Source organism: Eggerthella sinensis, from assembly GCF_003339815.1.
Lineage (GTDB): Bacteria > Actinomycetota > Coriobacteriia > Coriobacteriales > Eggerthellaceae > Eggerthella > Eggerthella sinensis.
The window spans coordinates 53,302-78,265 of sequence record NZ_PPTT01000019.1; the positions used below are offsets into that span (position 1 = coordinate 53,302).

Here is a 24,964-nt window from a genome sequence, read left to right on the forward strand (position 1 = left end):
TTTATGACAATGTGATGCCGTCGTAGGCGGGGGTGGTCCATTGCAGGTAGGCGACGGTGTTGGCGGTGAGGCGAACCGAGCGCGCCGGGATGCCGTCGCCGGCGGACGTCGCGTAGGCACCGGGATCGCAGGCGGCCTCGCGCATGCGGCCGTGCTGCTCGAACCAGACGCTAGGGCTCCTATCGAACGAGAGGCGATCGCCGTAAAAGCGCGTCTCGTCGGGCGGGAGGCTGACACCCTGGGGAAGCGGGGTGCGTTTGGCTTCGTCGGCGTAGAGCTGGCGGTCGGCGAAAAGGGCGGCGGTTCGGTCGGTGAGCGCGTAGGACACGGTCACGCGGTTGCGGCCGTAGAGGGCGAGGCCGCCGTCGGGCATCGGGGTTCCGTCCGCGTACGGGCGCGTGCAGGCGGCGTCGGTGTACCATCCGTCGAAACCGGCGCATCCGGGCTTTTCCGCCTTGGCGGTTGCCTGGCCGGACGCCTGGTAGGCTGCTCCGGGCAACGCGTCCTCGGTGAACGCGGGGGCGCTTGCGCCGTCGACGTAATAGGATACGGGGGCGTACGGCTGCCACTGGGCGTAGTACGTCGTGTCGGACGAGATCGAGACGACTTGTCCCGTCACGCCGACGAGCGAGCCTCCCGCCGGAGCGTCGTACCACCCCTTGAACGCGCTCGAAGGTTTCGTGCCCGGATCGGGCAGTGCCACCCTCCCCTCGTCCCATTGGGCGTACAGCTTGGTCGTGCCGGAAGAGACGCGCAGGTTCTTGACGGTTGCCCTGTTGCCGTACGACGACCCCGCGCCATCGGCGCGCAGGTTCCACGATTTCCAATTCCAGGTGCACGTCAGGCTCTTCGTTCCCGCCGAACCGCCCTGCGCGTCGCAGGTCATCGCGTACGAGCGCATGAAGCCGTTTGCCGTGAGGGCCTTGGCGGCATCGTAGACGTGCGAGGACGCGGCGGTGCTGCCCGCCGTTGCGCCGTTGCCGTCGTAGGGCACGGCGTAGACGATGGGCTTCCATACGGCGTACAGCGTGATGACGTTCGTGCCGGTAGGCGAAGGCTGGCCGGCGGATGCGTCGCGGAAAAACGCTGTGGGGCTGCTGCCCGCCCAATCGTGCGGGATGTTGCTGCATTGCTGCAGGTTCCAATCTTCGTATCCGATTTTCTGACCTGGCGCGATATTCACTTCTCCGTTCTTGGTGGTCGACCATCCCTCGAACGTGTAGCCGGTCCTCGTAGGCTGCTTGGACGAGATGTTCGCCGTGGTGCCGATGTATTTGTAGTGCGATGAGGGCGCCCCAGTGCCGCCATTCGCGTGGTACTTGATGTTCACGCGCGGCCAAAAATCGACGGACCCGTAGAAGTTTTGACCGTAATCAGCGTTTCTGAGGTACACGTGGCAGTACATGAGCGCGTCGTACCCGTCGTGCTTGGACACGACCGAGCCTCCCCATCCGTACCCGTACGTGGCGATGCAGCCGAACCCGTTGCCGTTGCCGCTGCTGTCGAGCTTGCCGTGCCCCATGGTCGCGCCCGCGCGCGTCCATCGGCCGTTCCAAGCCGTGTACCAGGCAAGATCGTCCTGCCCTCCCGGATTGCTCCACAGGGCGAACTCGTACGCCTCGATGCGCGAGTGGATGCCGCTCGGCGCGTTCCAACTGGGCATGTCGAACCGCGGGCCGATGGGGTCGGAACCGATGAGCTCAAGGTAGTTCGCCGACGGATCGACCCTGATCCAGGCGCGGTTGAAGATCGTGCCCGTATTCGTGGTGCGATAGGAATAGGCGAAGGCGTCGTGCGCCTGCAAGGCGACCACGCCGACAGCCGCCCAGAGGACGAGCACGATGCCGACGAGCGCACGCACGCCGCACCGCCCCCGCGTGGATCGATCAGACATCTTCCGTCCCTTCCTGCCGCTGCGCGCGTGCGCGTTCAAGCGCGAGCGCGGCCGTCTCTTCGTCGAAAAAGCTCGTCGCGGCCGCATCGTCCAGCTCGGCCTCGGTCAATGCACGCGGATCGAAGGGCGCATAGGAGACGAGGGCGCGGTCGCACGCGGCTTCGCCCGGCTCGTAGTAGAATTCGAGCGGCTCGCTCGCAGCGAGCAAGGTGCCGTCGGCAAGCATGAGCAGCGGCAGCTGGGGAACCACCTCATACGACCCCGCAGCGAGGGAAGCGATCTGCTGTCCGCTGCCGTCGAACACGAACTGCTCGTCGCACGGGACGCCGTCGAACGAAGTCCCCGACACGAACACGCCGAGACTCGTGTTTGCCGACGTCCATCCGTCGCACGCCACCTCGACGTGCAGCTCGACGACGTCGCTCTCGGCGTTCGCCCGCGCCGCCGCCTCGCCTTCGGCGAACGCGTGCCAAGCGAACAAGCACGCGACGATACCTGCCACGCCAAGCGCAAGGAGCGCAAGGCCGAGCACCATGCGTCGTTTCATAGAGGCTCCTAACCCATCGAGTTGTTCAAGAAATCAAGCAGGTTGACCACGGTTGGCACCACCACCAATGCGATGGTGGGCGGCAGGAAGCACAGCGAGAGCACGATATCGAGCTTCGTGGGCATCTTGCGAATGCGCTCCATCGCTTCCGCTTGCGCGGTTTCGCGCGCGAGCGACGCTTGCAGCGCGAGCCCCTCCGAGATGGACGATCCTTGGCTCACCGCCTGCGTCATCTGCGCCACGAACGCGCGCACCTCCTGGCTGCCGCACCGTTGCCCCAGGTGCTCAAGCGCCTCCTCGCGCGAATGGCCGAGCAGGTTCACCTCCCGATCGACGGTTGCCAGCTCCTGCGCGATGGGACCCGTCATGCTTGCGGCAACCTCGCGGAAGCACTGCTCAACCGGCGACCCCGCGGCAATGGCAATGCCGAGCAGCTCCATCGCATCGGGAAGCCTCGCTTCGATTGCCCGCCTTCGAGCCCGCTCCCTGTTTGCCAGCACCGCGTTCGGCAGCAGCCACCCGGCAACCGCGCCCGCCGCCACGCCGCTTGCGAGGACCCACGGGGCGCTTGCCGCCGCAAGCGCGACCGCGCCCGCGACGAACGCGCAGCCCACGGTTGCCAGCGCGCGGGCACAGCGCCAGGTTTCCGGCTCCATCACCATGCCGGACCTGATCAAGCGGTCGCGACAGGCATCGGCATCCGCATGGGACAGCGGCGCGAAGCGCTCGAGCGCCGCCGCGAGCGAGCCCACCGCCTCGGCGACACGGCTCGACCTTCCCCGAGCGCGCGAGGCACGCTCGGACGCCGGCGCCTCGCGTCGATGGGGCACGGCATAGCGCACCGCGCTTTCGTACGCGACGATTCCCGCCGCCGCTCCCGCTACGAGAAACGCGCACGCCATGACGTTCATGAGGAACTCCGATCCACCGAGGTGATGCGTTGGCACGCGAACAGGCCGAACAGCTCCGAGCACAGCGCTACGCCGAGCACGATCCAACCGAGCGGCTCGTGCGTGTAGAACTGCGCGAAGTCGGCGTTGGTCGCGAACATGATGAAGAAGATCGCGGGCATCGAGCACGCGACGAACCACTTCGCCAAGCGCGTCCCGGCAAGCTCGGTCTTGAGCTCGCGCGCGGCGCGTTGCCGCGCCGCCGCGTGCTGCGCGATGAGGTCGAGCACAGGGGCGATGGCGCCGCCGAACCGTTGCTGGATGCGAACGGCGGCGGCAAGGGCGCGCACGTCGGGGTCGCCCGTTCGCGCGGCCATGAGCTCGAAGGCTTCGGCCAGCGTCGTGCCGTACGCCGCATCGGCAAGCACGCGCGCCACCTCTTCGCGAAGCGGGTCCTCCACATGGGAAGCGGCCGTGCGCAGCGCTCGCTCGAGCGTGAGCGAGCTGCGCACGCTGGCCGCAACCTGCGGCAGAACGCGGGTGAACTGCTGGGAGAGCAGCTCTTGCCGACGCTTGCGCAGCAGGTGAAGGCGCATGCCCGTCGCCCCGAGCACGGCCGCCCCCGCGCCCGCTCCCACCACCGCCCGACCGGACAGCGCCGTGGCTACCGCGAACACGACGAACGCGAGCGCGGCAAGCTGGGCAATCCAGCCGACGGCGGAACCCTCGCGGCCCGTCTCGTGAAGCAGAGCCGTCAGCCGGGGAAGCCGAACCTTCTTCCGCTCGGTTGCGGCCGCTTCGCCCGCCTCGTACAAATCCCTATCGTCAAGCCGACGACGTCGCTGCGCCGCGCAGGCCTGCCGCACGAGCGCATACGCCCCCAGGGCAACCGCAACGCAGGCGGCCAGTAACAGCAGGGGAATCGCACCACTCATCTCGCACCACCACCTTTCCTTTATTGCTCGAAGAACCACGCGGGGTCGTACCAAACGCCCATCGACCTCATGCGCTCCTTGATGCGCTGCGGCTGCACGCCGCATGCGCGCCACGATCCCGCCACCCCTCCGTAGGCATCGAGGCCCTCGGCCTCGAACAGGAAGAGCTCGGCGCGCGGGATGACCGCGCTTCCCTCGGGCAGCGGGTCAATGGCCACGATGCTCGTCACCCTGCGACTGCCGTCCCGCAAGCGCTCTACATGCACGACGAGGCCTCCCTGCAGCGACTCGGCGATCTGCTGCACGATCACCTCGCGGCTGAGATCGCCGTCGGCATAGCCCACCATCGTGCGCAGACGGCTGATGGCATTGCCTGGATCGTTCGCGTGCACCGTGGTCATCGATCCGGGATGATCGGTCTGCATGGCCTGCAGCATGTCGTAGGCCTCGGCTCCGCGACACTCGCCGACGATGATGCGGTCGGGACGGCGGCGCAATGAGAGCGCCACGAGCTCGCGCATGCCGACCGCGCCTTCTCCTTCCGTATTGGCCTCGCGCGTTTGCATGCGTTCGACATGGGGCGTTTGCAGCCGCAGCTCGGGCGTGTCCTCGATGGTGATCACGCGCTCTTCGGGCGGGATGAAGCCCGACAGCGCCCCGAGCAGCGTGGTTTTGCCCGAGCCCGTTCCTCCCGAGATCACCACGGGGCAGCGCGCCTGCACCGCCGAGCGCAAGAACTCGGACATCGTTTCGGTGAGCATGCCGGCCCGCAGCAGGTCGTTCATACCCAGCATGTCCGCCGAGAAGGTGCGCACGTTGAGCGCGGGGCCGTCGGGAGCGATGGGCGGCACGACGTAGGTGGCGCGCGCCCTGCCGCCGGGCAGCATCGCGCAGCCCATGGCATGCGCTTCGTCGCACCGCTTGCCCGCCTGCTCGGCTATCTTGTTGATGACGCGACGCACGTGGTCGGCATCGTCGAACACGATATCGGGACGGTATTCGATGCGTCCGGCGCGCTCCACGTACACGATGGGCTCCCGGAAGGGCAGCGCCGGATCGCGCGGGTCGACGCCGCCCCCGTTGACCATGATCTCCGTGACGGAATCGTCCTCGAGCAGCTGCTGCAGCGGGCCGTAATGAAGGAAGTCGTCGATCATCGCGCGCGACAGCGCTTCGGCTTCGAAGGGGTCGAGGGAAACGCCCGACTCGTGCGCGATCTCCTCCACCAAACGGCGAATGAGGCCCTCAACGGCCGTCGGACTCGACGCCCCGCCCCGCAGCCGCACCGACGCTTCGTCGCGCACGGCCCGCTTGAGCGCGCGCTCAGTCGACCTGTCCATCGGGCTCCCCTTCGTCGAGCGCGTCCGTTGCCGCAACAAGCACCAAGCTCACCCGACCCGCGTACTGCGCTTCGCGAACAGCGTCGGCCTCCTCCGGCAGCACTTCCACCGTCACGGACGCCGAAGCGCTCTGCGCCCCGGATACGTCGTCCCCCACCGCAAGCACGCGGGCACGGGCGCAGACGGTTTCGAGAAACGCCTCCCCCGACGAGGAGCCTTCGGCCGAAACGATGCGCACGGTATCGTACGGACGAACGCGCCCGGCAAGCCCCGTCTCCACATCGACGGCCAATGTCACCGCCTCCTTGCCGGCGGCAAGCGCCGATGACAGGCGGTCGGCGCCGTCCATCCCGGCAACGAACGCCGCGGCGATCTGCGTTCCCGCGGGAATGTCGACCAGCGCACGGCCGCCCGCAGGCGCTCCGTCGGCCGTCAACGCCTCGGCACCGAGCGCACCCGCCGAGCGATAGGACGCAGGCACGTCCTGCGTCTCGACGAGCGCCGATGACAGCGCATCGCCCGCATGGATGTCCGCCGTCGCCACCAACGTGGGAACGGCGCCTACGGTGGCGTGCTCCACGTCCGCGCGCGCGACCGCAGACGACCACGCTCCGTATGCCAGCGACGTCACCGCCAGGGCAACCGACACCGCCGCGACGGTTGCAAGCCGTTTGACCCGGCGCATGCCGTTTTCGCGCGGGGGCGCGGCCGTGCGCGGGGCCGCTGCCGTGCGAGGCGGCGTGTTCGGCGCCGCACGCTCCTCGCGCCTGATCGGCGGATGCTCCCGCTTTCCCGCCGAAGCGGCTCCCTCGTCCTGGCGGGATGCGCGGGCAGCGAACCCGCCGCCCCACGCCGCTCTTTCCCCGCCGTTGCCAGCCATCACCATAGCCGTATCCTCTCTCGTATCATTGCGTCGCTTCGGGCATCGCGGCCCTTGTCGCTTCCACCAGCTCGTCGGGAAAATCCCCGAGCGTCGCGAGCGCGGTGTAGGCACCGTTCGCCTCGCCCGCCCCCGGCGCAAAGTCGTAGCGACCGCAGCGCCGCGTTGAGGGGCGCCACACCGCTTCGCCGGCGTAGGGCATGGCCGTCATCACGCGGTACGACGCCACCGGCAATCTCTCGATGCCGTACCCGCGCGCGAATACCGTGGACGACTGCTCGCTCACCTGCATGCCAATCGTCCAATGCCGCTCCGTCTTCGACGAATTCGCTGCGGGCACTTCGTAGAACCATATGGACACGCTTCCGTCGAATCCCTGATCGCGTAGCGCCCGCACCGCGCAAGCCGCCACCATCGCACCCGGGTCCTCGGCGTTTTTCGCCACGAGCGCGAACGAGGCGTCCATGCATGCGGCACGAGCCGCATCGAGCGCGTTCTCCTGCCGGGCCTTCGCCGCATAGGCGATGCCCTGATCAACCGCGAACGCCACGACCGCGATGAGCACGAGCGCCGAAACCACCACGAGCGGAAGCACGGTGCCGCGCTCGTCGCGCCGAGCCGGCCACCTCACGACGAGCCCCGTTCGATCTCGATGGTCCGGCCATCGACGAGCGAGCAGCGCACATGGCGCTCGAGCACCTTCCCCGTCAGGCCGGGCAGATCGGCGATGGCGTGCAACCGGTACCGCACGTCGTACGAGGCGATGGCCACGAGCGCCTCCTGCTCGAGAACGCTTCCGTCCTCCACGTCCTGCCGCTGCGTCCTTTTCTCGTACGCCCAGGTAACGCCGCCGACGCTCAGCCGATCAGGATCAAGCTGCGTCGACGCGCCCAAGATGCCGTCCTTGACGAACCGTTCCTTGTCGGCGGCTCGCTGAAACCCCACGACGTCGAGCTGACGGCACGCGCGGGTGATCTCGGAAGACACCTGGCTTGTCGCAAGCATCATGCCCGCCAGCTGCATGATGGAGAACAGCATGGCGAGCAAGAGCGGCAGCACCACGACGAACTGCACGATCTCGCTTCCCCGCTCCGAACGACTCACCATGAACCCCCTTCCACCGTCGCATCCGCCTCGCCGCTCGCCTGCGCCCGATACACGAACCGGCCAGCCCCCTCTCCCGCCGCACCCGAAAGCGCATCGCCCAACGGTGTGAGGTAGGCGCCCTCGAGCTCGACCGACACCTCCACCGCCCGCGTACGCGTGTGCGAAACCCGTTCGTCGTACCGCCCCGCAGCCTCGTCGTAGAACCGGTGCGCGTATGCGCGATCCTCGAGCTCCCCGTACTGCACCGCTATGCGAAGCCGCAGACCATCGCGGTCGAGTGCGGGCGATGCCTCGAACGCCGCTTGACGCATCTGAGACTCCGAGGCGCTTTGTCCCGCCTGCTCCGAAACCGTGCGGCAGACGGCGTGGGCCGCGTCGTTCAGCGCCATGGACAAGAACACCGTGCGCCCCAGGTCGATCACCGCGAAGAGAAACAGGAGCAGCAGCGGCAGGGCGATGACGAACACCACCACGCTGCCGCCCCTGTCCGACGAAGCCCTACGCCGCACCGGACGTGATCTTCGAGAACATGTCGGTGACCGACGTCCCCGCCTTCGTGATAGCCGTCTGGATGTTGCCCTGCAATAGGAGCAACGCCGCCCCCAATCCCACCGCGAACCCCAGCACGATGACCGTCTGCACGATCTCGGAGCCGCCGTCCTCCTCTCCCACCAAAGCGAGCGTTTTGAGCTTGCTCTGCTTCGGGGCGGCGTCGTCGAGCGCTGCACGGTTCAGAGCCGAATCCTTCGGAGCTGCATCCATCAGAACCGTCCCGCAATCCTTCGTTTTCATCGATCTTCTCCTTCTTGTCGTTGGTATCACTGTGCGTACATGCACGCCCCCGCCCCGAAGAGCAGCCATAACGCCAGGAACGGCGCCATGGGTATGCCGCTTTTGAACGACAGCCTTCTCATGGCGATGCCCCCGAGCGAGAACACCGCCGCGCTTGCGTAGCAGGCGGCAATGCCGAGCGGCGTCGCGAACCCGCTCGCCAGCGACAAGGCTGCCATGCAGCGTACGTCGCCGTAGCCGACGGGCGCGTTTCCCGTGCGCCCGAACAGGCCGTTCACCGCCCAGCAGCCCGCCACCACGACCGCGGCGAACGCGCCGCCCGCCAGCGCCCCCTCGGCCCCGACCAGGGACCCTTGAAACACCACGCCTGCCAGGGCGAGCACCGCGCACGTCTCGAGCGGCACCATGCGAGCTCGCAGATCGCACACGACAGCCACCGTCATGGCGGTTGTCGCCACGGCCAACGCCGCGCCCGGCAGCCAGGAGCCCGTCACGAATGCAAGCGCCCCGCCCGCGGCGCAGCCGATCGCGCACAGCGCGCGCTGCCACGGCTTCGCCCGGAACGAGCATCGGTCGCGCTGCTCAGCCTCCGTGCGCTGCGCCGCCTCGGCATCCACCGCGCAGCCAGCTTCGACCAGGGCGCGAACGCGCTCTCGCGGGAGGGTTCCGGCCCGTGCGGCGCCCATCGCCTGCGCGCGCCAGAGCCCCAGAGAACCCTCCGATCCCGGTGCACGCGACGACGGCTCCCTCTGCGGATGGGCGCGCTTGAACTCCCGATAGCAGGCGAGCGACTCCCACCACCACGTATGCGACCGCCGATAGGCACGTTTCGAAACCGCGTCGGCCAACCAGGGCACAAGGAACCAGCCCGCAAGCGCACTCGCGAATCCGCAGGCCAAAGCGCCTGCTGCCGACGACATCATCAGGAACGCTCCGGCATCGCAGCGCGCGGCGCAGGAGCATCGCGCGCATGCGTGCCGCGGGCGGCAACCGCCCGGCGGCGCTCATCGGCCCCGCACGGCGCTTCCGGGCGGAACCGCACGACGAACCCCGCACGGCCGTCCGCATCGACCACCGACTCGTAGCCGGGAAGCTCGAAGCGCACGACCCATCCCGCATCGCCGGACGGCGCGGAAGCACAAGGGGAAGCGACGGGGACGGCAGGCCCCGGTGATACCGCGGGGGTGGCGGGTCCCGGCGGCGCCACGGGGGCAACGGGTCCCGGCGCCCCCATGTCAGCCCCCTCGTACCGATGCAGGCAGCCGTAGCACACCTCCGCATCGTCGAATGCTCGCGCGCCGCAGATGGGACACGTTTTCATAGACGTTCTCCTTCCAGACAAACCACTCCGATACGATCACCTGCCGAAAACCACGGCGTCGAACACGAAGAGAAGCGCTCGACCACCGCCGCCGCGCCCTTGTTGCGCAGCCTCCGGAACGGACCCACGTCGCGATGCGCCTCGAGCACGCGCCCCTGCGCATCCACGAACGCGATATCCAGGCGATGGCGCATGCCCGCCGTATGCACGTCGCAGCACGGCGCAAGCAGCAGCGCCTCGGCATGCTCGCGCGACAGGAGCAGCCCCTTCGTTTTACGCGCGGCGCGCGTTGCGAGCCTGAGCGGCTGCCCCGCAGCCGTCATGCCGCCGCCGTCGCATAGCGCACCACCACGCTCGTCCACGTGCCCACGCGCACGCACGCGACGAACGCCCACCGATACGTCCCGCTGTTCTTCACGAACGATTTCCATCCCTCATTCCCACTTTCCACACCGAGCCATCCCTTCGCCTGCAACTCCTGTTCAAGCGACGAAAACGTTTTCTCCGCCGCGCCCGAGCAGGAGAAGCCGACGAGCCCCAACCGCTCTTCCACACGCACGTCCTCACGTCCATCGAGACGCAGCACTTCGTCCTCGAACCCCCGCGGCGGATCGCCCGTGCGCGCTTCGACGAATTCGCCTCCCACTTCGCGCACCACGCTGGGGCGGTCCGCCGAAGCGACCGCAAGCGCCCCCGACAGCCCCACGACGAGAACCGCGACGAACATCACGGCCCGGCGGCGACGCGTCGCGAGCGGGGCACGCCGCCTCATAGCAGCACGCCCGGTTTGTAGCAGTCGAGCGTCATCGTCGCCGCATGCGTTAACGGCGGCAGCGCTATCCCGAACACCGACGAGCGCAAACCCAAGCCGAACAGCGTGGGCGCGTACTCCAACGTGGCAGAGAAGCGCAGGTGACCAGCCGTTGCTCCCTCCACCGTCACGCGCGCTGTTTCGTTCGCGGCATCGAACCGCTCGGTCAGCGTCGCTTGCACCATCGCCGCGCTTTGCTCGACGCCCTGCCCGGAGGCCGGCGACGCCGCATGGATGCGCACGGCGTCGCGAAAGACGTTGTCGAAGGAGCTGCACTCCGAGAAGAACGTGAGCGCGTTGACCGCGATCACCGCCACGATGATGAGCACCGGAAACGCCACCGCCAGCTCGACCGTCATCTGCCCTCGCTCGCATCGACGCCGCACGTGCGCCCTCCTGCCCACGCCCCTGGTTATTCCCACACTCTCACCCCCGTCACCTGCGCGTACACCGATCGCAGACCATCGGCAAGCCGCCGCACGAGATCCGATGCCGCATCCCTGGCCGCAGGAGGAAGCGCAATCTTCACGGGAATCGACGGACCGCCGTCGCCCCAAAGCTCTATCGTGGCAATGTCGATCGTTCCGTCGAACCCCTGGATACCCTCCACCACGTCGCTCTCAACCGCCCCAACCATCGAGGCGAACACGTCGTTCGATCCGAGAGGGTGCGCGATCGCCTGCTCTTTGAGCGAGAGCAGCCGCGCACCGAGCGCGCTGTCGTCCTTCGCCGCCACATGGGCCGAGTTCACTAGCACGGGCTTGAGCGCATCGAGGTTCGCGGGCTCGAGCCCCGCCGCCTGCACCACCTCGCGCAGCGCGCCCGCCGCCCAAGCGCCCAACCCGCTGGCACCTGCAAGCGGCAATCCGTCGAGCGCCGACGACACCGCTTCGTCGAGCGCGCCCTGGCCCCGCGCGTAGGCATCGAGCATTCCCGACCAGCAATCGAGCACGATGCCGAGCGCTCCCACAGCCGCCCCGCCCTGGCCCTTCAACCCGTCGAGCAGCGACGACACCACCGTCGAACCGTCTTCGGACGCATCGGCCACCAACGTTGCGGCAGACACCGCCGCACGCGTGCCGAGCGTTCCCGCGCCACTCACGAACGAGCTTTCGAACCCATCCGACGCCGCGACGCTTCCCGTGTTCGCCACGAGCGCGATCACGCCGTACCGTCCTGGCGGCTGCGCGGAGATGCGCTTGCCCGCAACAGCTCCGAGCGCTTTCTTCACCTGCTCGAGCAGGCCTCCCGCCCGCCGCTTCACCTCGTGGGACAGCGGATCGAGCGCCGCACGCGCCTTGACGTAGTCGTCGGCGGCAACGGCCACGGCCTCGTAGTGGTATTCGAAGCCGTTGTCGATGGAGCTCGAGGCGGCTGCCACCTTGCCCATGCTCGCCGCCGAGAACTCGCACCGCGCGCACGTGGGGTACGCCCCCGCCTCCATCTGGGAAATCGACCCGACGCCCGTCGGCGCCGTCGCGTCGGGACACCCCGACCACGCATGCATCACCGTCCGTCCCTCGTCGTTCGCCGTGCAGGGGTACACCGCCTCCGCGTAGAGCGACGTGCCCCTCATCTCCGACGTGTTCTTCGGCAGATGTGGGAAGAAGGCTTCGAACGAATCCTCCGTCTCGCGCACGTAGCCCCGGCGGATCTCCTCCACCGCGTAGGAGTAGAACCGCGTGCGCAACGCGGACCGCGCCTGCTCCGCCACCGTGCCGTCCGCCGGCGCCTCCTCGGCGAGACGGCGCGGATAATACGCCTGCGCCCGCTTGAGCGCGACGGAAAACGACCAGGCATCGACGCTGTTGAACAGCGGGTTCTCGGCACCAGCCATCCCGGCAAGCGAGGCGGCGCGCTCGTACATGCAGTAGGAGGGGTTCAATCCGCAATCGTGCTCGAACGCGCGACGCTTGGCTTCGCTCGCCTGCTCGGCTGCACGCTCCGCCTCGCGTGCCGCCTGCCGCACGTCCTCCGCCTCCGCATCGACGTCGGCGCCCAGCTCATCCAGCTCCTCGGCCCCTCCTACGGCGATGTCCTCGCCGGCGGCCGGCGCGAGAACGGCAAGCGCCAGATAGTTCGACGAGGCTCCGTTGTTCGCGGATGCCACCGAAGCCGCGTTCGCCGCTGCCAGAAAAGGCAGGACGCGCTGCAGCCGATTGAGCCCGTCAGCCGCCTTCCGAGCGAACGTGTCGCGCGCATGCGCCACGTCCTTGCCCGCCTTGAGCAGCGTTTCGGACGCCGTCGCCGTTGCGGGCGTGCACAGCGCCGCGATGCCGAGGCCGGTAGCCGCCAGGCTCGTGAGCGAGAGCGACAGCACGACGGCGTCGCACACGTGCACGACGATCATGAACTCGCCGATCTCGTTTTCCGCCGCCAGCGCCGCCGCGTCGGCCACGTTCTGCACCTCCGACGCCGCCGAGCCGATGCGGTACGCCCGTCCCGCCGAAAACACGAGCGCGAGCGTAATGAGCAGCGCCAACACCATGCCGACGGTGGTGAGGCCCTCTTCGTCTCTGAACTCCATGCCCCTCATGACGCCCACGCCCCCACCCAACCGGCAGGGTCGTTGCCCGCACCCGACGAGCGCGCCCACGCCGGCTGCGTCGGTTGCTCGGCCTCCACCCGCACTTCGAGGTTGCCGTTGCCGTTCACGATGCCCAGCAGCGCCCCGCCCGCATCGAGCAGCGGCAGAGGCCGTACCTCGGTTGCGATGGTCACGCGCACGACATCTGCGGCTTCGTCGCCCTCCATGCGGATGTCCCAGCTGCACGAGCCTTCATGCACGTGAAAGCACGAGACAGGAGGGATGGCGCCCAGGCGATGCCGGATGAACGCCTCGCAACTCTCCGTCATATCGCCCGCCGTAGCGGTTTTCGTCGCAAGCAGCCGACAGCCTTCCGTCGCCGCCGCATGCATGACGACGCGGTCGTACAACAGCATGCCCGGCTGCAACAGCAGCAGCAATCCGACGAACAGCACCGGCAGCAAACACGCCGCCTCGACCGTCGCCTGACCTGCTTCGTCGATGCGCTTCATCCATCCTCCTCTCACGCTAATACAAGAACACATCGGCAAGCGAGCCCGGTGCCGCCATCTGCACGTGGTGCGATGCCGACGTCACCGCATGGTCGACGAACAAGCCCCGTTCCAACACCTGCCACAGCGCGCCGCACGCAACCACCACTGCCAGAAACGCAGCGGCGACCAGCGCGAACTCCACCGTTCCCTGCCCACGCTCATCCCGCGCAAAGCACGCGCGGGCACCGCCGGCTACAATCCGTTGATCCCTTCGGCGATGGCGTCCCAAAGCTCCTGGAGCTTCGGGCGAAAGATCGTGATCGCGATGATGGCGATCACCACGAGCACGCCGACGAGAATCGCGTACTCCGTCGTGCCCTGCCCCTCTTCCCGACGCACGATCTGCCGCGCGCGGCACGTCAGGCGCGCCATCCCTCTCCAATACGCCTCCATGGGCGAACCTCCTCATCCTCATAGCCCTTCCATCAGTTCAAGCAGCACCGGCCCCAACACCAGCAACAACATGGCGGGGAGGATGAGCGTGCCTGTAGGCACCATCATCTTCACCGGCGCCTTCGCCACCCGCTCCTCCACCTGCGCCCGGTGCATGGCGCGGGCCTCCGTCGCGGCCGACTCGAGGCCTTCCGCCAACGACGAACCGAACCTGAGCGAGCGCACCATGCTTTCCACCACGCGCGCGAACAGGGGCGAATCGTACGATGCCGCCAAATCGCGAAGCGCCTCGTCGCGCCTCGTCAAGCCGATCGACCACGACCGCTGCACGCCCATGCAGGCGCGGGCCAACGTCGAATCGAAGTGCGCCCCGTACAGAGCGAATCCGCGATCGAACGAAAGGCCGCTGCGCAGACCGAGCGCCACCACCTCGAGCATTTCGGACAGATCGCGCTCGAGGCCATGGGCGCGTTCGCGGGAGGCGCGGTTCACCGCGCGCGGCATGGCCAACGCGCCGCCCGCAGCGCCCGCAACGAGACCGAGCACGGCGAGCTCCGTCGAGAAGATCGCGCCCCCGAGCACACCCGCCACGGCGCCGGCGCACATGAGCCGCACGACGGCTTCGCAAAACCCTTCGGGAGACACGACGCGCTCGAGGCCGGCCCGTTTCGCCCGCTCGGAAAACCACCGACCGAGCCGGCCGAGCGGCATGCGAGCCGTCAGCGCATCGGTGGCGCCGAGCGACAGCTTTTGGCTGAGGTCGGCCACGAAACCCACGAGCCCTCGTTCCTCGCGCACGCTTCGCGTGGCGGCCGCCTTTCTCAGCCGATCCCGTCGTGTGCGCGCATCGCGCCTTCGCAAGAACGAAACGCCCAGCAGCCCGCCGCCAACGGCCGCCATCACAAGCGCAAGACCCATCGCCGCCATTCAGACCACCTCCACGGCCAGCATGCGCCGCACCACGGCAATGCCCGCCGCCTGCATGCCCAGGGCCAGCGCCAACAACGCCAGCCCAAGGGGGCTTGCGAAGAAAGGAGCGAGGAACCCTTCGCTCACCAGCGAGAACACCGCAATGAGCACGAAGGGGAGCACGCTTACCACCCGCGCCGACAGCTTCGCCTGCGCCGTTTGCACGCGCAGCGAGCGCCGCAGCTCGATCTCGTTCTCAACGGTGTCGAGCGCAGCGTCGAGCACCTGCTTCATGCTCCCGCCCGCTTGATGCTGCACGTCGAGCGCCACGGCGACGAAAGCCAACTCCGGCACGGTGGACCCGCCGCGCAGCACCTCAAGCGCCTGCTCGGCGCTCTCGCCGGTTTCCAGCCGATGCGCCGCGCGGGCGAACAGCGCGCCGAGCGGCTCCTGCACTTCGCTTGCCACCTGCTGAAACGTCTGCAACAACGACAGCCCCGACTGGAAGCACGCGCCCATCGAGCGCAGCGCGTCGGGCACGGCCTCGCGCATGGCTTCGCGTCGTTTGTCCTGCACCGTCCGAAGCCACACGGCCGCGCACACGCAGATGCAGGCAGCCACGGCCAACCCGGCAACGAGCGACCCTGCGACAGCGCCCGCCCCCAGCACGGCGCCCGCGAGCGCCACCACGCACACCGATGCCAGCGATTCCTCGGTGGTGGTCCACGCGCGGTCCGCCGCAACCTGCACCGCCTCGCGCACGAGCCTCTCCACGCCCCGATTCCCCAGCAGCAGACGCGCGACGGGCCGCGTCCAACGAACCCCGTTGCGCAGCAACCACGCAAGGCGTCCGGCGTGCACGCCGTCGCCGCGAACGGCGCTCGCCGATCCGCGCCGGGCGCGACCGCGCCAGGAAGCGCACGCTGCCGCGCCGCAGCCGAAGGCCGCCATCACGCCTACGCCGCCCGCCATGACGTACGCTTCCATTGCTCCACCTCCCCATCTGCGGCGATTCCCGCATCGGACAATCCGTCAAGCCAGCCGGGAAACGCCCGCCACCGGCCCTCGCACTCCGACGGCTCGCGCCGATAGAGGACGCGCACGCGGCAACAGCGTTTCTCGCGGTCGTACGCGAGCTCCGCAAGCTCCGAAACGAAGCGCGTGCCGTCCAACGAGCGCGCCGTCTGCACGATGAGGTCGAAAGCGCTTGCAACGTTCGATTCGATCACGTCAACCGGCAAGTCCACCGCGTAGCGCACCATCGTGGTGAGGCGCGCCACCACGTCGGTCGGCGAATTCGCATGCAAGGTGGTGAGCGACCCATCGTGCCCGGTGTTCATGGCCTGCAGCATATCGAGGGCCTCGGCCCCTCGGCACTCTCCGACGACGATGCGATCGGGACGCATGCGCAAGGCGTTCGTCACGAGGTCGCGAATGGTGACCTCGCCGGTGCCCTCCGCGTTGCGCGGGCGCGCCTCGAGCCGCACGACGTGCGGATGCTCGAGAAACCGCAGCTCCGCCGAGTCTTCGATGGTGATGATGCGCTCCTCGGGCGACAGCTCGCACGACAACGCGTTGAGCAACGTGGTTTTGCCGCTGCCCGTGCCGCCCGACACGGCGATGCTCTTGCGCGCGCGAACCGCCCACACGAGAAACGTCCGCATCCGCTCGTCGAACGACCCGCGTTCCACCATGTCATCCAAGGTCATGACGCGTTTGGCGAACTTGCGCACCGTCATCACGGGGCCGTCGAGCGCAAGCGGCGGTATGATCACGTGCACGCGATGGCCTTCGGGCAAGCGGGCGTTCACCATGGGCGATGCCTCGTCGATGCGCCGTCCGAGAGGCCCGAGCACGCGATCGACCAGAGCGCGCAGCTGCCCCTCGTCCGCAAAACGCTGATCGCTCGGGTACAGCCGCCCGTCGCGCTCGAAGAACACGGCATCGGGCCCGTTCACCATGATCTCGGTGACGGTTTCGTCCGCCAACAGCGACTCGAGCGGACCGAAGCCGAACACCATGTCGATGAGCTCCTCCACCAGCTGCTCGCGCACGTGCAGGGGCACTGCCGCCCACATGGCGCCTTCGAACACCTGGCGACAGGCGCTTTTCAACTCGTTGCGCGCCCGGCTCGGCTGCTCCACCATGATGGAGGCGATCTCGTCCGTGGAAACGAACGTCTGCATCTGCTCCTTGAGCTTCTCGAGAGCGCCTCCGTTCGGCTCGGTCGACCCGGCGGGAGCGTCGTCGATGTCGCGCACGCGACTCATAAGGGACATGGCGCCGCCTCCCTCCTTCTTTTGCGGGAGCGCTTGCCCATGGGCAAGCGCAGTCCCGTCGCGCGGGCCGCACCGCCCTCCGGCTGCACAGCGGCGCCACGACCGCCCGGCAGCACGCCCTGCAGAAGGCGCTCAAGGCTCGCGCATAGGTCGTTGCGCGCCTCGATCAGGTCGAACGGCAGGCCCGCGCCCAGCAATTCCTCCACCTCGGAACCGCCGTCCTTCAGCTCGAACACGTGCGCGCCCCGCAGCGCGCAGGACACGTCTATCGACGTGAACAGCGCGTTCTTCGAGCACCGATTCACGGCGTACAGGAACGGCCCCGTTGCGATGCCGCAGCGTCCGCACAGGTCGAGGGCATGCTGGCACGCCCGCAGCGACGAGGGACGCTGATCCACGAGGAACAGCGCCTTCGAACTGCGCTCGAGCAGCAGCGCATGCTGTTCGGCCCAGGCGGCACCGGTATTCGCCACCACCACGTCGAAGCGCGCCAACAGCTGATCGAGCAGCGCGGGCGCACGCTCCACCACCGCCTCGCTGTCTTCCAGATGACGCGGCGCCGCGAGCAACGCCGGCGATGCCCCCTCGGAGCGCAGCTGCTCGATGCGCGCGGGCGCCGCCAGAAGCTCGTCGATGGCAAGCGGCTGTCTCGCGCCCATGAGGGCGGGGGCATCGCCGAACTGCAGGTCGAAATCCAGCAGCAAGGTGTTGTTCCCCATCCTCTGCGCAAGCAGGGCGGCCACCACCGCCACCGTGCTCTTGCCCGCCCCGCCGCTGCCGCTGACCACCGGCAGCAGGAAGCCCGCACGAGGACGCGAGCGCACGCTCGACGGCGCGACCGTCGTCTGAGACCGAGCCTGCGGCATGGCCGACGGTCGGGACGCGGGGTGCGGCGTCGGCATGGCACAGGGCATCGGCGACGCCGCCCACGCGCACGCGTTCGCCTGCTTCCGCCGCGCGTAGCGCTCGGCCAGCGCTTGCCGCGTCAACGATTCGTCGATGCCCGTCGCGCTCACCCGGCTCTTGAGCGAGCCCGTATCCTCGAACGCGAGCATGCATACGCGCCGGTCGGAGCGATCGCGCTTGAGCGTAGCCGCCAGGTTGATGGGCGCCACGTCGTCGCTCGATGCCACCCACACCTCGTCCACCAGACGATCGGCCCGGAGGAACCGACGGGCCTCCTCCGCCGACGAGAACAGCCGCAGCCACCCCTGCGTCGCCAGATTCTCGCCCGCAAGCCCCAGGGCCTCGGGATGCTGCAAGCTCATCGTATCGGCGCACAGCGCCACCAGCGACGTCGTCATCGCTCCTCCTCGCTCCCCGATGCCGGCAGCGTGAAGTACAGCTCGGTCTTCTGCGCCGCCGCCACGATTTCCTGCACCGATTCCGCTTTCACCGCCACGGTGATCCACGACACCTTCGCGTCCGACGATTCCCGCGAACCCGCGCTCGTCGCCAGCACCAGCACGTCGCTCGCCAGCATGTCGGTGGACGTGCCGCCCGTTGCGTATATGTCCACCTGCGAACCCGCGGCAATCGCGCCGCCCACCGCCTGCACGTCCTTCGCGGGCACGCTGAGCGCCGTCAACCCCTCGGGGACGTCGAGCCTGCTCCCCGCATCGCGAAACCGCTGCCCCGACAGCACCTCGCCCGCCAAGATGGTTGACGACGCCTTCTTGCCCACCACGTCGTCGGCCGACCGGAACGCCTCGGCGGGCAGCAGGTCGGCCACCCACATGCGCGTTTGCACCGCGCCCGCATCAACCGTCTCGCCTGCGGCGATGTCACGCTTCGCCACGCACACTTCAAGCTGCTCGCCCCCGTAGCGCGCCAACGCCTCGGCGCGCGCCGCATCCGCTTCGCCCCGCACGCCCTGCATGTACGCGAACACGCAGGCGGCGCATGCCAACCCGCAGGCGATGCCAACGATCGTTGTTCTGCTCCGCTTCATATCGTCCTCTCCGCCGTTTGCCTTGATACCAGTATGACCAGCTCATCTAGCAGTTCGATGACGCAGCTCACCATCAAACGCCGCCTGGATCCAGCAGGATTTCCGCTTCGCGCACACGGCTCCCCTACGCGCAGCGCCCCTGGTTCCGACGCATTTCCAGCGTTTTTCGCGCGCGCATCAAGCGCGAATCAAGCGCACGGGTGCCCCCTCGCCGCACGGCGGAAACAAGATGCGACTTTCCTGGGGATTCGTTGCGCGATTGCGTCTTCTATGGGAGAATGGGTGCTCGCTGCACGGCAGTGGAAAACGCGGGCGATTGGCGCAGCGGGAGCGCAGGTCCCTTACAAGGACAAGGTCGGGGGTTCAAATCCCTCATCGCCCACCATCGAAATCAAAAAGGGCCGCCGGATCATCCGGCGGCCCTTTCGTCAAGGTCGTCATCGCAAAGCTAGAACGGATGTTTCACGTGAAACATCCGAAATGCAGGAGGCGCCGGCATCGCACCTCCTGCCCCACCCCTCACTTCTTGGGGTGCTTCGGGGCCCAATCGCGCAGGCCGGGCACGGCTCCTCCGGCCACTTCCCACAGATACAGGCTGGCCACCGAGCAGTACGGGGAGTAGCGACGACGGTACTTCGCGAACAGCTCAGGCGTGATGCGACGATGGTGGTACACCATGCGCAGGCCGCGGTGGATGGCGAGGTCGCCCCAGCTCAGGATGTTCGGACGCTGCATCGAGAACGTCATGAGCATCTCGGCCGTCCACACGCCGATGCCCGGCAACGCCGACAGCGCGCGGCACACCTCGTCGTCGGACGCGTCGTGCAGCGCCTCCAAATCCAGCTCGCCCGAGCGTACGCGCTCGGCGGCGCCCTTGATGTAGCTCACCTTGCGAAACGAGATGCCCACCTGCTGCAGCTCCTCATCGGAGCAGGTCACCATGGTTTCGGGCGTCACCTCGCCGAACGTGTCGAGCATACGGTTCCAGATGGTGGTTTGGGCCTTCGTGGAAATCTGCTGCCCCACGATGCAGTTCACGAGCGCCGCGAACAGATCGGGCGTCGCTTCGCGCTGCACATGCCCCACAGCCTCGATGATCGCGCCCAGCTTCGGGTCGCGCGCGGCGAGGTACGCAAGTTCCTCGTCGCCGTATTCGAGATACCGCGGTTCGTTCGATGCGCCCATACCCCACCCCTCTCCACCAACGTCAAGGGCCAGTATAGCGAAAAGACCCGGCCGAGGGAGGGGCCGGGTCTTCGGATTGTCTTGAGGCGGAAGGGAGGGAGGGTTCCCGCCTCAAGCGAATATGCGTGGTCGATACGACGCTATTTCGCGCTGCGCTCGCGCAGCTCGTGGCAGGTGCCGCACTCGAACGTGCCGCGGTGGTGGCACTGCGCGCAGTACTTCATCGCGTCCTTGTTCAGGTCCTTCGAGTGGTTGTTGTGGCAGTCGGTGCACGTCGCGGGGTTCTCGTCGTGCTTCTCGCCGGCGGGGCGCTCGTGCGGGTTCACCGTGGTGCCCTTGTCGTCGGTGAGCGCCGTGGAGTCGGCGGTCTTCGAGGCCATGTCCTCGAGCGTGCCGTGGCACGACTCGCAGGTGGCCGCGTCAACCGTGATCACGGTGGCCTTCGTGGCAACCTTGTCGCCGAACTTCACGTCGGCATGCTCGGTCTTGAGCGTGCTCTCGTCGGTGTGGCACTGCGTGCAGGTGACGCCTTCCGCCTTGTGGGCGGTACCCTGCGGGCAGGCCGTGTCGGTCTCTGACGCAGCCTCGGACGTGTGGCACATCGAGCAATCGGACTCCATCGTCCAGTTCACCGGCTGGCCGTCCATGGCGGACGCGCCGGACGTGGAGGCGGAATCGGAATCGCTCTTCTCGGACTGAGCCGGTGCCTCGGAGGTGTCCTTCGGCGCGCAGCCCGCGAGCGACCACATCGCGGCCGTGAGCGCGAGGACGACGCCGAGGACGGCGAGCACGACGAGGCGCTTGTCGGCGGTGTGTGCTTGCACGGTCATGCGCTTCTCCTATCAATCGTCTTGTCGTTCATCCGGCGGAGTGCCCGCCGGATGCGCCCGCCGAGGGAATCGGCGGGCGCGAGGGGGTAGTCGCATCCGGCGTCCATGGGGAGGCAGCGCCGGAACGAACAGCAGGAAGGGGTGTTACTTCTTCGCGTCCCAAGCCTCGAGGTCCGAAGCGTGGCGGGCGGAAATGCGGCCCCACACCTGGTTCTCGGCGTTGTTGCCGCCGGTGATGCCGTAGCTGTGGCTCTGGAAGTTGCCGAAGCAGCCAGCCGAGTACAGACGCGGGATGGGGTTCTGCGCCGTGTCGAGCACCTGACCATGCTCGTTCTTCATCGGGCCGCCCAGCGTGGAGCAGGAGCCGGGGTAGATGGAAACGGCGTAGTAGGGGCCCGCATCCAAAGCCTTGAGCGTCTTGGCGTCACGGTCGAAGCGGGCGTCCTTGCCGGCTTCGCAGAACTCCTGATACTCGTCGAACGTGGCCTTGAGGGTTTCGGGGTCCATCCAGTGGTCGAAGTCCTTGATCTTCTTGGCAAGCTCTTCGATGGTGTCGCCCTTGATGATCCAGCCCTTTTCGAGCTCGGCCTTGTTGTCCTGGCTCCAGCCGTCCCACGCGCGGATCTCGTCCGGCAGGTCGGAGGCGAAGTTGCCGCACTCGAAGAAGTCGCCCTGGCTCGTGGAAAGCTTGCCGGCGTCGAAGCAGCTCTGGTCGAAGATGCCCCACGACGGGATGCGATCGTAGTCGTCGATGGCGTCGTCGAAGTGCAGCAGCGTGTGCCAGCCGTTGTGCGGCGAGCCCATGTTGTTCTCGTTGACGTAGCGCTTGCCCAGGCGGTTCACGTTGAAGTAGCTCACGTCAGGCATGAAGTACAGGATGGAGAAGTCGTTCTCGGGGTCGCGCGTCCACATGGAGTACATGGAAATGGCCATATCCATGTGCCACAGCTTCGCTCCCACGTCCTCGGCCATCTTGATGCCGTCGCCCGTGTTGTACTGCCAGCCCTCGAACTTGAAGGGGTAGCACTTGAGGTACTCGTTCTTGAGGTCCTCGTTGAACTCGAAGCCGCCGCACGTCATGATGACGCCCTTGCGCGCTTTGACGGTTTTCTCCTCGGAGCCGATCATCGTGTAGGCGCCGACGATTTCCTTCGTCTCGGGGTTCTGGATGAGACGCTCGTCGTGGCAGTCGAACAGAACCTGCACGCCCAGCTTCTCGCGCTGCGCATCGAGCTCGCGGAACGTCAGCATGCCGAAGCCGTCGACGGAGGACAGCTTGCAGGAGCCCTCGTAGGCGTTGTCGTCGAGGAAGTAGTACTCGGGAATGGCACCGGCCAGCGCAACCTCGGACACCTCGTAGGTCATGCCGTACTTGTCGGCGTACTCGGTGTTGCGGGCGCACTCGTTGACCCACGCCTCAATCATGTTGTCGGGCGTCTTGCCGTGCGTGAAGGCCTTGATGTACTTCTTGAAGCGGTCCTTCTCGTTCTCTTCGACGATGGTCCACTCGCCGTTGTTGATACGGCTGTTGCCGCCACCCTCAACGGGGGCCTTCTCCAGCACGATGACTTCCTGGCCGCACTCGTCGGCGCCGATGAGGGACGCCCACATGCCCGCGCCGCCGTACCCGATGACCAGCAGGTCGGTCTCGTAGTCCCAGCTCTTCGGCATCCAATCGCCCGAAGCCGCGCCTGCCGAGTCCGTCGCGCAGCCGGCCAGCGCAGCGGAACCCGCCACGGCGGCGGCAGCAACGCCCGCACCCTTCAGGAACGAACGACGAGAAACTCCGCCTTCCATGCCTTTGCTCATAGTGTTCCTTCCTCCATACTCGGATGAACGAACCAGTCCCCTTGCTCCCGCGATCAAACGATCCGGCAAGCGCAGCGGCGACGGCCTCTGCTTCTCTCCCAGCAGAGATGCCCCTCCTTGGAAGCATCCGTTCTTGCACCGAGAACCCTACGCTCCTGCCGCATTTCGCACATCTGATGAGCAGTCTGATTTTTCGTACGGCCTCTGACGATGGATAGGATTTTCCAGCTCAGCACCCTATCGGATGCTCGATCCTATTTGATCAACGTTAGAAATTGCGTATGATGCAGGCTATGGTTTTCACGCATACGGGAGGGAGCCGCGCGAGCCAGCGCGACCCGTGGGCACACAATGGGGAGAAGATGCACATGGCGCACCGCACCAAAGACGGAGACGAGATGCTCGCGGCCGAGCGCCTCCCGATGAGCGCGGGAGAACAGGCGGTCGCAGGGTCTGCGGAAGCGGTCGCCGCCGAACGCGATACGCTCACGCTCGACTACCTTATTACCGTCATCGGATTCGGCCTGTGCCGCGCGTGGATCGTCTTCTGCCTGGGCGCGCCGCTCGTAGCCGGCGCCACGCAATCGCTCACGTGGATGTACCTGGTGTTCGGTGCGGTGAGCGCGCTCGCGGTGTCGTTCGTGGTGAACCGCAGCGGCAAGCGCGAAGGCATCGTGCGCGTTGCGCTGTTCCGCTTCACGCCCGTGGCGCTCGCGGCGAGCGGCGTCATCATCCCCGCGGCGCTGTTGATGAACAACGAGCTGCTGCTGGCCGTGGGCTTCGTGGTGGGCGGCATGGGCGCGGGGCCGCTGCAGGTGCTGTGGGGCGACCGCTTCGCCCGCCACCCCACCATCTTCGCGGCGTTCGCCTCGCCGGCCGCCGCCATCGTCACCGCGCTCGTGGCCGGCATGTCGAGCGACCACACGAGCTTCATCGGCTTCGCGGTGATCCCACTGCTGTCGTTCGGGCTGCTGCTGTTCGAGGCGAACCGCACGGGCCTGTCGTGGAGCGAGCTGTCGCGCAAGCGGAAGGAAGCAGCGGAAAGCGCGTCGGCCGCGTCAGCGAGCGCGGATGATGCGGGACGCGCAGCCGACGAGGACAAGCCCGGCGTGAACTTCGGCGTGGGCAAGCTCATGTTCTCCATCATGACGTTCTCGCTGCTGTGCCGCCTGTTCGACGCCATCCCGTCGCAGGCCGACCCCTTCGCCTTCATCGGCGGCAGCGCCATCTTCGCGCTCATCGCGGTAGGCGTGGTGTTTCTGCTCATCGCGGCGAAGCTGCGCGACCGCTTCAACGTGGCCCTCACGTACCGGCTGTCACTGCCCATCATGGTGGCGGGATTCGTGGCCATCGCGCTGTTCTTCGACACGCATGCCGCCGTGTCCATCCTGCTCATCAACGTGGGCTACGAGTTCTTCGACATCCTCACCTGGGTGCTGTTCGTGGACGTGTCGCGCCGCCGCAGCGAGAACGCGCTGCACATCTTCGGCCTGGGCGTGGCGTTCATGTTCGCCGGCATGGCGCTGGGCACCATCGGCGGCAGGGTGATCGACGCGATGATTGCGAACGGCGACGTGCAGATCACCGTCGTGGCCATGATGGCAACGCTGTGCCTTGTGGTGGTGGCGTTCATGGTGCTGCCCGAGGGCGTGGTGTCGCAGCTATCGCAGACGATGCGCACGAGCCGCAAGGAGAAGGAGGGCGACGGTCCCGCCGCCGAGATGCCGGCCGCCGCCGACCCGGGAGCCGGGCGCCTCGAGCTGCATTGCGCCTGCGTGGCGAAGGACTACGGGCTGACGCCCCGCGAGAGCGAGGTCATCGTGCTGCTGGCCTACGGCCGCACGCTGTCCATCATCGCCCGCGATTTGCAGATAGCGAAGGGCACGGCGCGCACGCACATCGAGAACATCTACCGGAAGCTGGACGTGCACAAGCAGCAAGAATTGATCGACCTGGTGGAAACGTACGAGTGAGGGGGGGGGTTGCGCCGGCGGCGAGCGCCCTCCCCCC

Annotated in this window: 28 protein-coding genes and 1 tRNA gene; 2 read left to right on the plus strand and 27 right to left on the minus strand. The window is 67.5% G+C overall.

Translation table 11 applies throughout. The annotated features are described in order from the left end of the window. Position 1 precedes the first annotated feature (1 nt). From C1876_RS11285 to cpaB (C1876_RS11400), 24 genes are all read right to left on the minus strand, one after another. Positions 2-1,894, minus strand: a complete 1,893-nt coding sequence (locus C1876_RS11285; RefSeq protein WP_114546833.1) for an InlB B-repeat-containing protein — start codon at positions 1,892-1,894, stop codon at positions 2-4. Beyond that, positions 1,887-2,441, minus strand: a complete 555-nt coding sequence (locus C1876_RS11290; protein WP_114546834.1) for a hypothetical protein — start codon at positions 2,439-2,441, stop codon at positions 1,887-1,889. The genes C1876_RS11285 and C1876_RS11290 overlap by 8 nt, the downstream gene beginning before the upstream one ends. Positions 2,442-2,449: 8 nt before the next feature. Beyond that, a complete protein-coding gene (locus C1876_RS11295) occupies positions 2,450-3,352 on the minus strand; it encodes a type II secretion system F family protein (RefSeq protein WP_114546835.1) in 903 nt (300 codons plus the stop codon). Beyond that, on the minus strand, positions 3,349-4,266 hold the full coding sequence (locus C1876_RS11300; RefSeq protein WP_114546836.1) for a type II secretion system F family protein: 918 nt from the start codon (positions 4,264-4,266) through the stop codon (positions 3,349-3,351). The genes C1876_RS11295 and C1876_RS11300 overlap by 4 nt, the downstream gene beginning before the upstream one ends. A gap of 20 nt (positions 4,267-4,286) precedes the next feature. After that, on the minus strand, positions 4,287-5,606 hold the full coding sequence (locus C1876_RS11305; protein ID WP_114546837.1) for a TadA family conjugal transfer-associated ATPase: 1,320 nt from the start codon (positions 5,604-5,606) through the stop codon (positions 4,287-4,289). Beyond that, positions 5,590-6,492, minus strand: coding sequence for a Flp pilus assembly protein CpaB (gene cpaB, locus C1876_RS11310; protein WP_114546838.1), 903 nt, complete (start codon positions 6,490-6,492; stop codon positions 5,590-5,592). Before cpaB (C1876_RS11310) ends, C1876_RS11305 begins: the two co-directional genes overlap by 17 nt. A gap of 19 nt (positions 6,493-6,511) precedes the next feature. Continuing rightward, positions 6,512-7,117: a hypothetical protein gene (locus C1876_RS11315; RefSeq protein WP_114546839.1), complete on the minus strand. Its 606-nt coding sequence runs from the start codon at positions 7,115-7,117 to the stop codon at positions 6,512-6,514. Further along, complete coding sequence (locus tag C1876_RS11320; RefSeq protein WP_114546840.1) at positions 7,114-7,593, minus strand: TadE family protein; 480 nt, start codon at positions 7,591-7,593, stop codon at positions 7,114-7,116. The genes C1876_RS11315 and C1876_RS11320 overlap by 4 nt, the downstream gene beginning before the upstream one ends. Then, positions 7,587-8,102: a TadE/TadG family type IV pilus assembly protein gene (locus C1876_RS11325; protein WP_244910116.1), complete on the minus strand. Its 516-nt coding sequence runs from the start codon at positions 8,100-8,102 to the stop codon at positions 7,587-7,589. Before C1876_RS11325 ends, C1876_RS11320 begins: the two co-directional genes overlap by 7 nt. Further along, entirely contained in the window at positions 8,092-8,385 is a 294-nt protein-coding gene (locus C1876_RS11330; RefSeq protein ID WP_244910117.1) for a hypothetical protein, read from the minus strand. The genes C1876_RS11325 and C1876_RS11330 overlap by 11 nt, the downstream gene beginning before the upstream one ends. A gap of 26 nt (positions 8,386-8,411) precedes the next feature. Then, positions 8,412-9,002 carry a prepilin peptidase gene (locus C1876_RS11335; RefSeq protein WP_244910118.1) on the minus strand — a complete coding sequence of 197 codons (591 nt, stop codon included), beginning with the start codon at positions 9,000-9,002 and terminating at the stop codon, positions 8,412-8,414. Between the two features lie 305 nt (positions 9,003-9,307). Continuing rightward, positions 9,308-9,706 carry a hypothetical protein gene (locus C1876_RS11340; protein WP_114546842.1) on the minus strand — a complete coding sequence of 133 codons (399 nt, stop codon included), beginning with the start codon at positions 9,704-9,706 and terminating at the stop codon, positions 9,308-9,310. Beyond that, positions 9,703-10,029 carry a DUF192 domain-containing protein gene (locus C1876_RS11345; RefSeq protein ID WP_114546843.1) on the minus strand — a complete coding sequence of 109 codons (327 nt, stop codon included), beginning with the start codon at positions 10,027-10,029 and terminating at the stop codon, positions 9,703-9,705. The genes C1876_RS11340 and C1876_RS11345 overlap by 4 nt, the downstream gene beginning before the upstream one ends. Beyond that, positions 10,026-10,433 carry a hypothetical protein gene (locus tag C1876_RS11350; RefSeq protein ID WP_244910119.1) on the minus strand — a complete coding sequence of 136 codons (408 nt, stop codon included), beginning with the start codon at positions 10,431-10,433 and terminating at the stop codon, positions 10,026-10,028. Before C1876_RS11350 ends, C1876_RS11345 begins: the two co-directional genes overlap by 4 nt. Before the next feature lie 41 nt (positions 10,434-10,474). Next, positions 10,475-10,903 (minus strand): TadE/TadG family type IV pilus assembly protein, encoded by a 429-nt coding sequence (locus C1876_RS11355; RefSeq protein WP_244910120.1) that lies wholly within the window; start codon positions 10,901-10,903, stop codon positions 10,475-10,477. 26 nt (positions 10,904-10,929) lie between these two features. Further along, positions 10,930-13,044, minus strand: coding sequence for a pilus assembly protein TadG-related protein (locus tag C1876_RS11360; protein WP_244910121.1), 2,115 nt, complete (start codon positions 13,042-13,044; stop codon positions 10,930-10,932). A gap of 5 nt (positions 13,045-13,049) precedes the next feature. After that, positions 13,050-13,556, minus strand: coding sequence for a TadE/TadG family type IV pilus assembly protein (locus tag C1876_RS11365; RefSeq protein WP_114546845.1), 507 nt, complete (start codon positions 13,554-13,556; stop codon positions 13,050-13,052). A gap of 16 nt (positions 13,557-13,572) precedes the next feature. Then, positions 13,573-13,740, minus strand: a complete 168-nt coding sequence (locus C1876_RS11370; protein ID WP_244910122.1) for a hypothetical protein — start codon at positions 13,738-13,740, stop codon at positions 13,573-13,575. Between the two features lie 50 nt (positions 13,741-13,790). After that, entirely contained in the window at positions 13,791-13,991 is a 201-nt protein-coding gene (locus tag C1876_RS11375; protein WP_114546846.1) for a class III signal peptide-containing protein, read from the minus strand. A gap of 18 nt (positions 13,992-14,009) precedes the next feature. After that, positions 14,010-14,918 (minus strand): type II secretion system F family protein, encoded by a 909-nt coding sequence (locus tag C1876_RS11380; protein ID WP_114546847.1) that lies wholly within the window; start codon positions 14,916-14,918, stop codon positions 14,010-14,012. Further along, entirely contained in the window at positions 14,919-15,887 is a 969-nt protein-coding gene (locus tag C1876_RS11385) for a type II secretion system F family protein (protein WP_114546848.1), read from the minus strand. Further along, positions 15,857-17,179 carry a TadA family conjugal transfer-associated ATPase gene (locus C1876_RS11390; RefSeq protein ID WP_114546849.1) on the minus strand — a complete coding sequence of 441 codons (1,323 nt, stop codon included), beginning with the start codon at positions 17,177-17,179 and terminating at the stop codon, positions 15,857-15,859. Before C1876_RS11390 ends, C1876_RS11385 begins: the two co-directional genes overlap by 31 nt. Continuing rightward, entirely contained in the window at positions 17,167-18,483 is a 1,317-nt protein-coding gene (locus C1876_RS11395) for a CpaE/TadZ family protein (RefSeq protein ID WP_114546850.1), read from the minus strand. Before C1876_RS11395 ends, C1876_RS11390 begins: the two co-directional genes overlap by 13 nt. Continuing rightward, positions 18,480-19,130, minus strand: coding sequence for a Flp pilus assembly protein CpaB (gene cpaB, locus C1876_RS11400; protein WP_114546851.1), 651 nt, complete (start codon positions 19,128-19,130; stop codon positions 18,480-18,482). Before cpaB (C1876_RS11400) ends, C1876_RS11395 begins: the two co-directional genes overlap by 4 nt. A gap of 310 nt (positions 19,131-19,440) precedes the next feature. Here cpaB (C1876_RS11400) and C1876_RS11405 point away from each other — a divergent pair. Continuing rightward, positions 19,441-19,515, plus strand: a tRNA-Val gene (locus C1876_RS11405). A 134-nt stretch (positions 19,516-19,649) separates the two neighbouring features. On the opposite strand, the gene C1876_RS11410 is transcribed toward C1876_RS11405, so the two are convergent. The 3 genes from C1876_RS11410 to C1876_RS11420 all read right to left on the minus strand — a co-directional run bounded on the left by C1876_RS11410 (position 19,650) and on the right by C1876_RS11420 (position 22,954). Further along, a complete protein-coding gene (locus C1876_RS11410; RefSeq protein ID WP_114546852.1) occupies positions 19,650-20,315 on the minus strand; it encodes a DNA-3-methyladenine glycosylase family protein in 666 nt (221 codons plus the stop codon). A gap of 140 nt (positions 20,316-20,455) precedes the next feature. After that, positions 20,456-21,145, minus strand: coding sequence for a cytochrome c3 family protein (locus C1876_RS11415; protein WP_114546853.1), 690 nt, complete (start codon positions 21,143-21,145; stop codon positions 20,456-20,458). 144 nt (positions 21,146-21,289) lie between these two features. Next, positions 21,290-22,954: an FAD-dependent oxidoreductase gene (locus tag C1876_RS11420; RefSeq protein ID WP_114546854.1), complete on the minus strand. Its 1,665-nt coding sequence runs from the start codon at positions 22,952-22,954 to the stop codon at positions 21,290-21,292. Positions 22,955-23,322: 368 nt separating this feature from the next. On the opposite strand from C1876_RS11420, the gene C1876_RS11425 reads away from it, so the two are divergent. Further along, positions 23,323-24,927 (plus strand): helix-turn-helix transcriptional regulator, encoded by a 1,605-nt coding sequence (locus C1876_RS11425; RefSeq protein WP_244910123.1) that lies wholly within the window; start codon positions 23,323-23,325, stop codon positions 24,925-24,927. Positions 24,928-24,964 lie beyond the last annotated feature (37 nt).

Excerpts from the sequence above, each read along its gene's own strand:
- C1876_RS11420 (WP_114546854.1), bottom strand. The coding sequence starts at position 22,954 with ATGAGCAAAGGCATGGAAGGCGGAGTTTCTCGTCGTTCGTTCCTGAAG.
- C1876_RS11360 (WP_244910121.1), bottom strand. The coding sequence starts at position 13,044 with ATGGAGTTCAGAGACGAAGAGGGCCTCACCACCGTCGGCATGGTGTTG.
- C1876_RS11365 (WP_114546845.1), bottom strand. The coding sequence starts at position 13,556 with ATGAAGCGCATCGACGAAGCAGGTCAGGCGACGGTCGAGGCGGCGTGT.
- C1876_RS11395 (WP_114546850.1), bottom strand. The coding sequence starts at position 18,483 with ATGACGACGTCGCTGGTGGCGCTGTGCGCCGATACGATGAGCTTGCAG.
- cpaB (WP_114546838.1), bottom strand. The coding sequence starts at position 6,492 with ATGGTGATGGCTGGCAACGGCGGGGAAAGAGCGGCGTGGGGCGGCGGG.
- C1876_RS11385 (WP_114546848.1), bottom strand. The coding sequence starts at position 15,887 with ATGGAAGCGTACGTCATGGCGGGCGGCGTAGGCGTGATGGCGGCCTTC.
- C1876_RS11290 (WP_114546834.1), bottom strand. The coding sequence starts at position 2,441 with ATGAAACGACGCATGGTGCTCGGCCTTGCGCTCCTTGCGCTTGGCGTG.
- cpaB (WP_114546851.1), bottom strand. The coding sequence starts at position 19,130 with ATGAAGCGGAGCAGAACAACGATCGTTGGCATCGCCTGCGGGTTGGCA.
- C1876_RS11340 (WP_114546842.1), bottom strand. The coding sequence starts at position 9,706 with ATGAAAACGTGTCCCATCTGCGGCGCGCGAGCATTCGACGATGCGGAG.
- C1876_RS11305 (WP_114546837.1), bottom strand. The coding sequence starts at position 5,606 with ATGGACAGGTCGACTGAGCGCGCGCTCAAGCGGGCCGTGCGCGACGAA.
- C1876_RS11345 (WP_114546843.1), bottom strand. The coding sequence starts at position 10,029 with ATGACGGCTGCGGGGCAGCCGCTCAGGCTCGCAACGCGCGCCGCGCGT.
- C1876_RS11350 (WP_244910119.1), bottom strand. The coding sequence starts at position 10,433 with ATGTTCGTCGCGGTTCTCGTCGTGGGGCTGTCGGGGGCGCTTGCGGTC.
- C1876_RS11390 (WP_114546849.1), bottom strand. The coding sequence starts at position 17,179 with ATGTCCCTTATGAGTCGCGTGCGCGACATCGACGACGCTCCCGCCGGG.
- C1876_RS11415 (WP_114546853.1), bottom strand. The coding sequence starts at position 21,145 with ATGACCGTGCAAGCACACACCGCCGACAAGCGCCTCGTCGTGCTCGCC.
- C1876_RS11425 (WP_244910123.1), top strand. The coding sequence starts at position 23,323 with ATGGCGCACCGCACCAAAGACGGAGACGAGATGCTCGCGGCCGAGCGC.
- C1876_RS11330 (WP_244910117.1), bottom strand. The coding sequence starts at position 8,385 with ATGAAAACGAAGGATTGCGGGACGGTTCTGATGGATGCAGCTCCGAAG.
- C1876_RS11285 (WP_114546833.1), bottom strand. The coding sequence starts at position 1,894 with ATGTCTGATCGATCCACGCGGGGGCGGTGCGGCGTGCGTGCGCTCGTC.
- C1876_RS11295 (WP_114546835.1), bottom strand. The coding sequence starts at position 3,352 with ATGAACGTCATGGCGTGCGCGTTTCTCGTAGCGGGAGCGGCGGCGGGA.
- C1876_RS11375 (WP_114546846.1), bottom strand. The coding sequence starts at position 13,991 with ATGGAGGCGTATTGGAGAGGGATGGCGCGCCTGACGTGCCGCGCGCGG.
- C1876_RS11300 (WP_114546836.1), bottom strand. The coding sequence starts at position 4,266 with ATGAGTGGTGCGATTCCCCTGCTGTTACTGGCCGCCTGCGTTGCGGTT.
- C1876_RS11380 (WP_114546847.1), bottom strand. The coding sequence starts at position 14,918 with ATGGCGGCGATGGGTCTTGCGCTTGTGATGGCGGCCGTTGGCGGCGGG.
- C1876_RS11410 (WP_114546852.1), bottom strand. The coding sequence starts at position 20,315 with ATGGGCGCATCGAACGAACCGCGGTATCTCGAATACGGCGACGAGGAA.
- C1876_RS11320 (WP_114546840.1), bottom strand. The coding sequence starts at position 7,593 with ATGGTGAGTCGTTCGGAGCGGGGAAGCGAGATCGTGCAGTTCGTCGTG.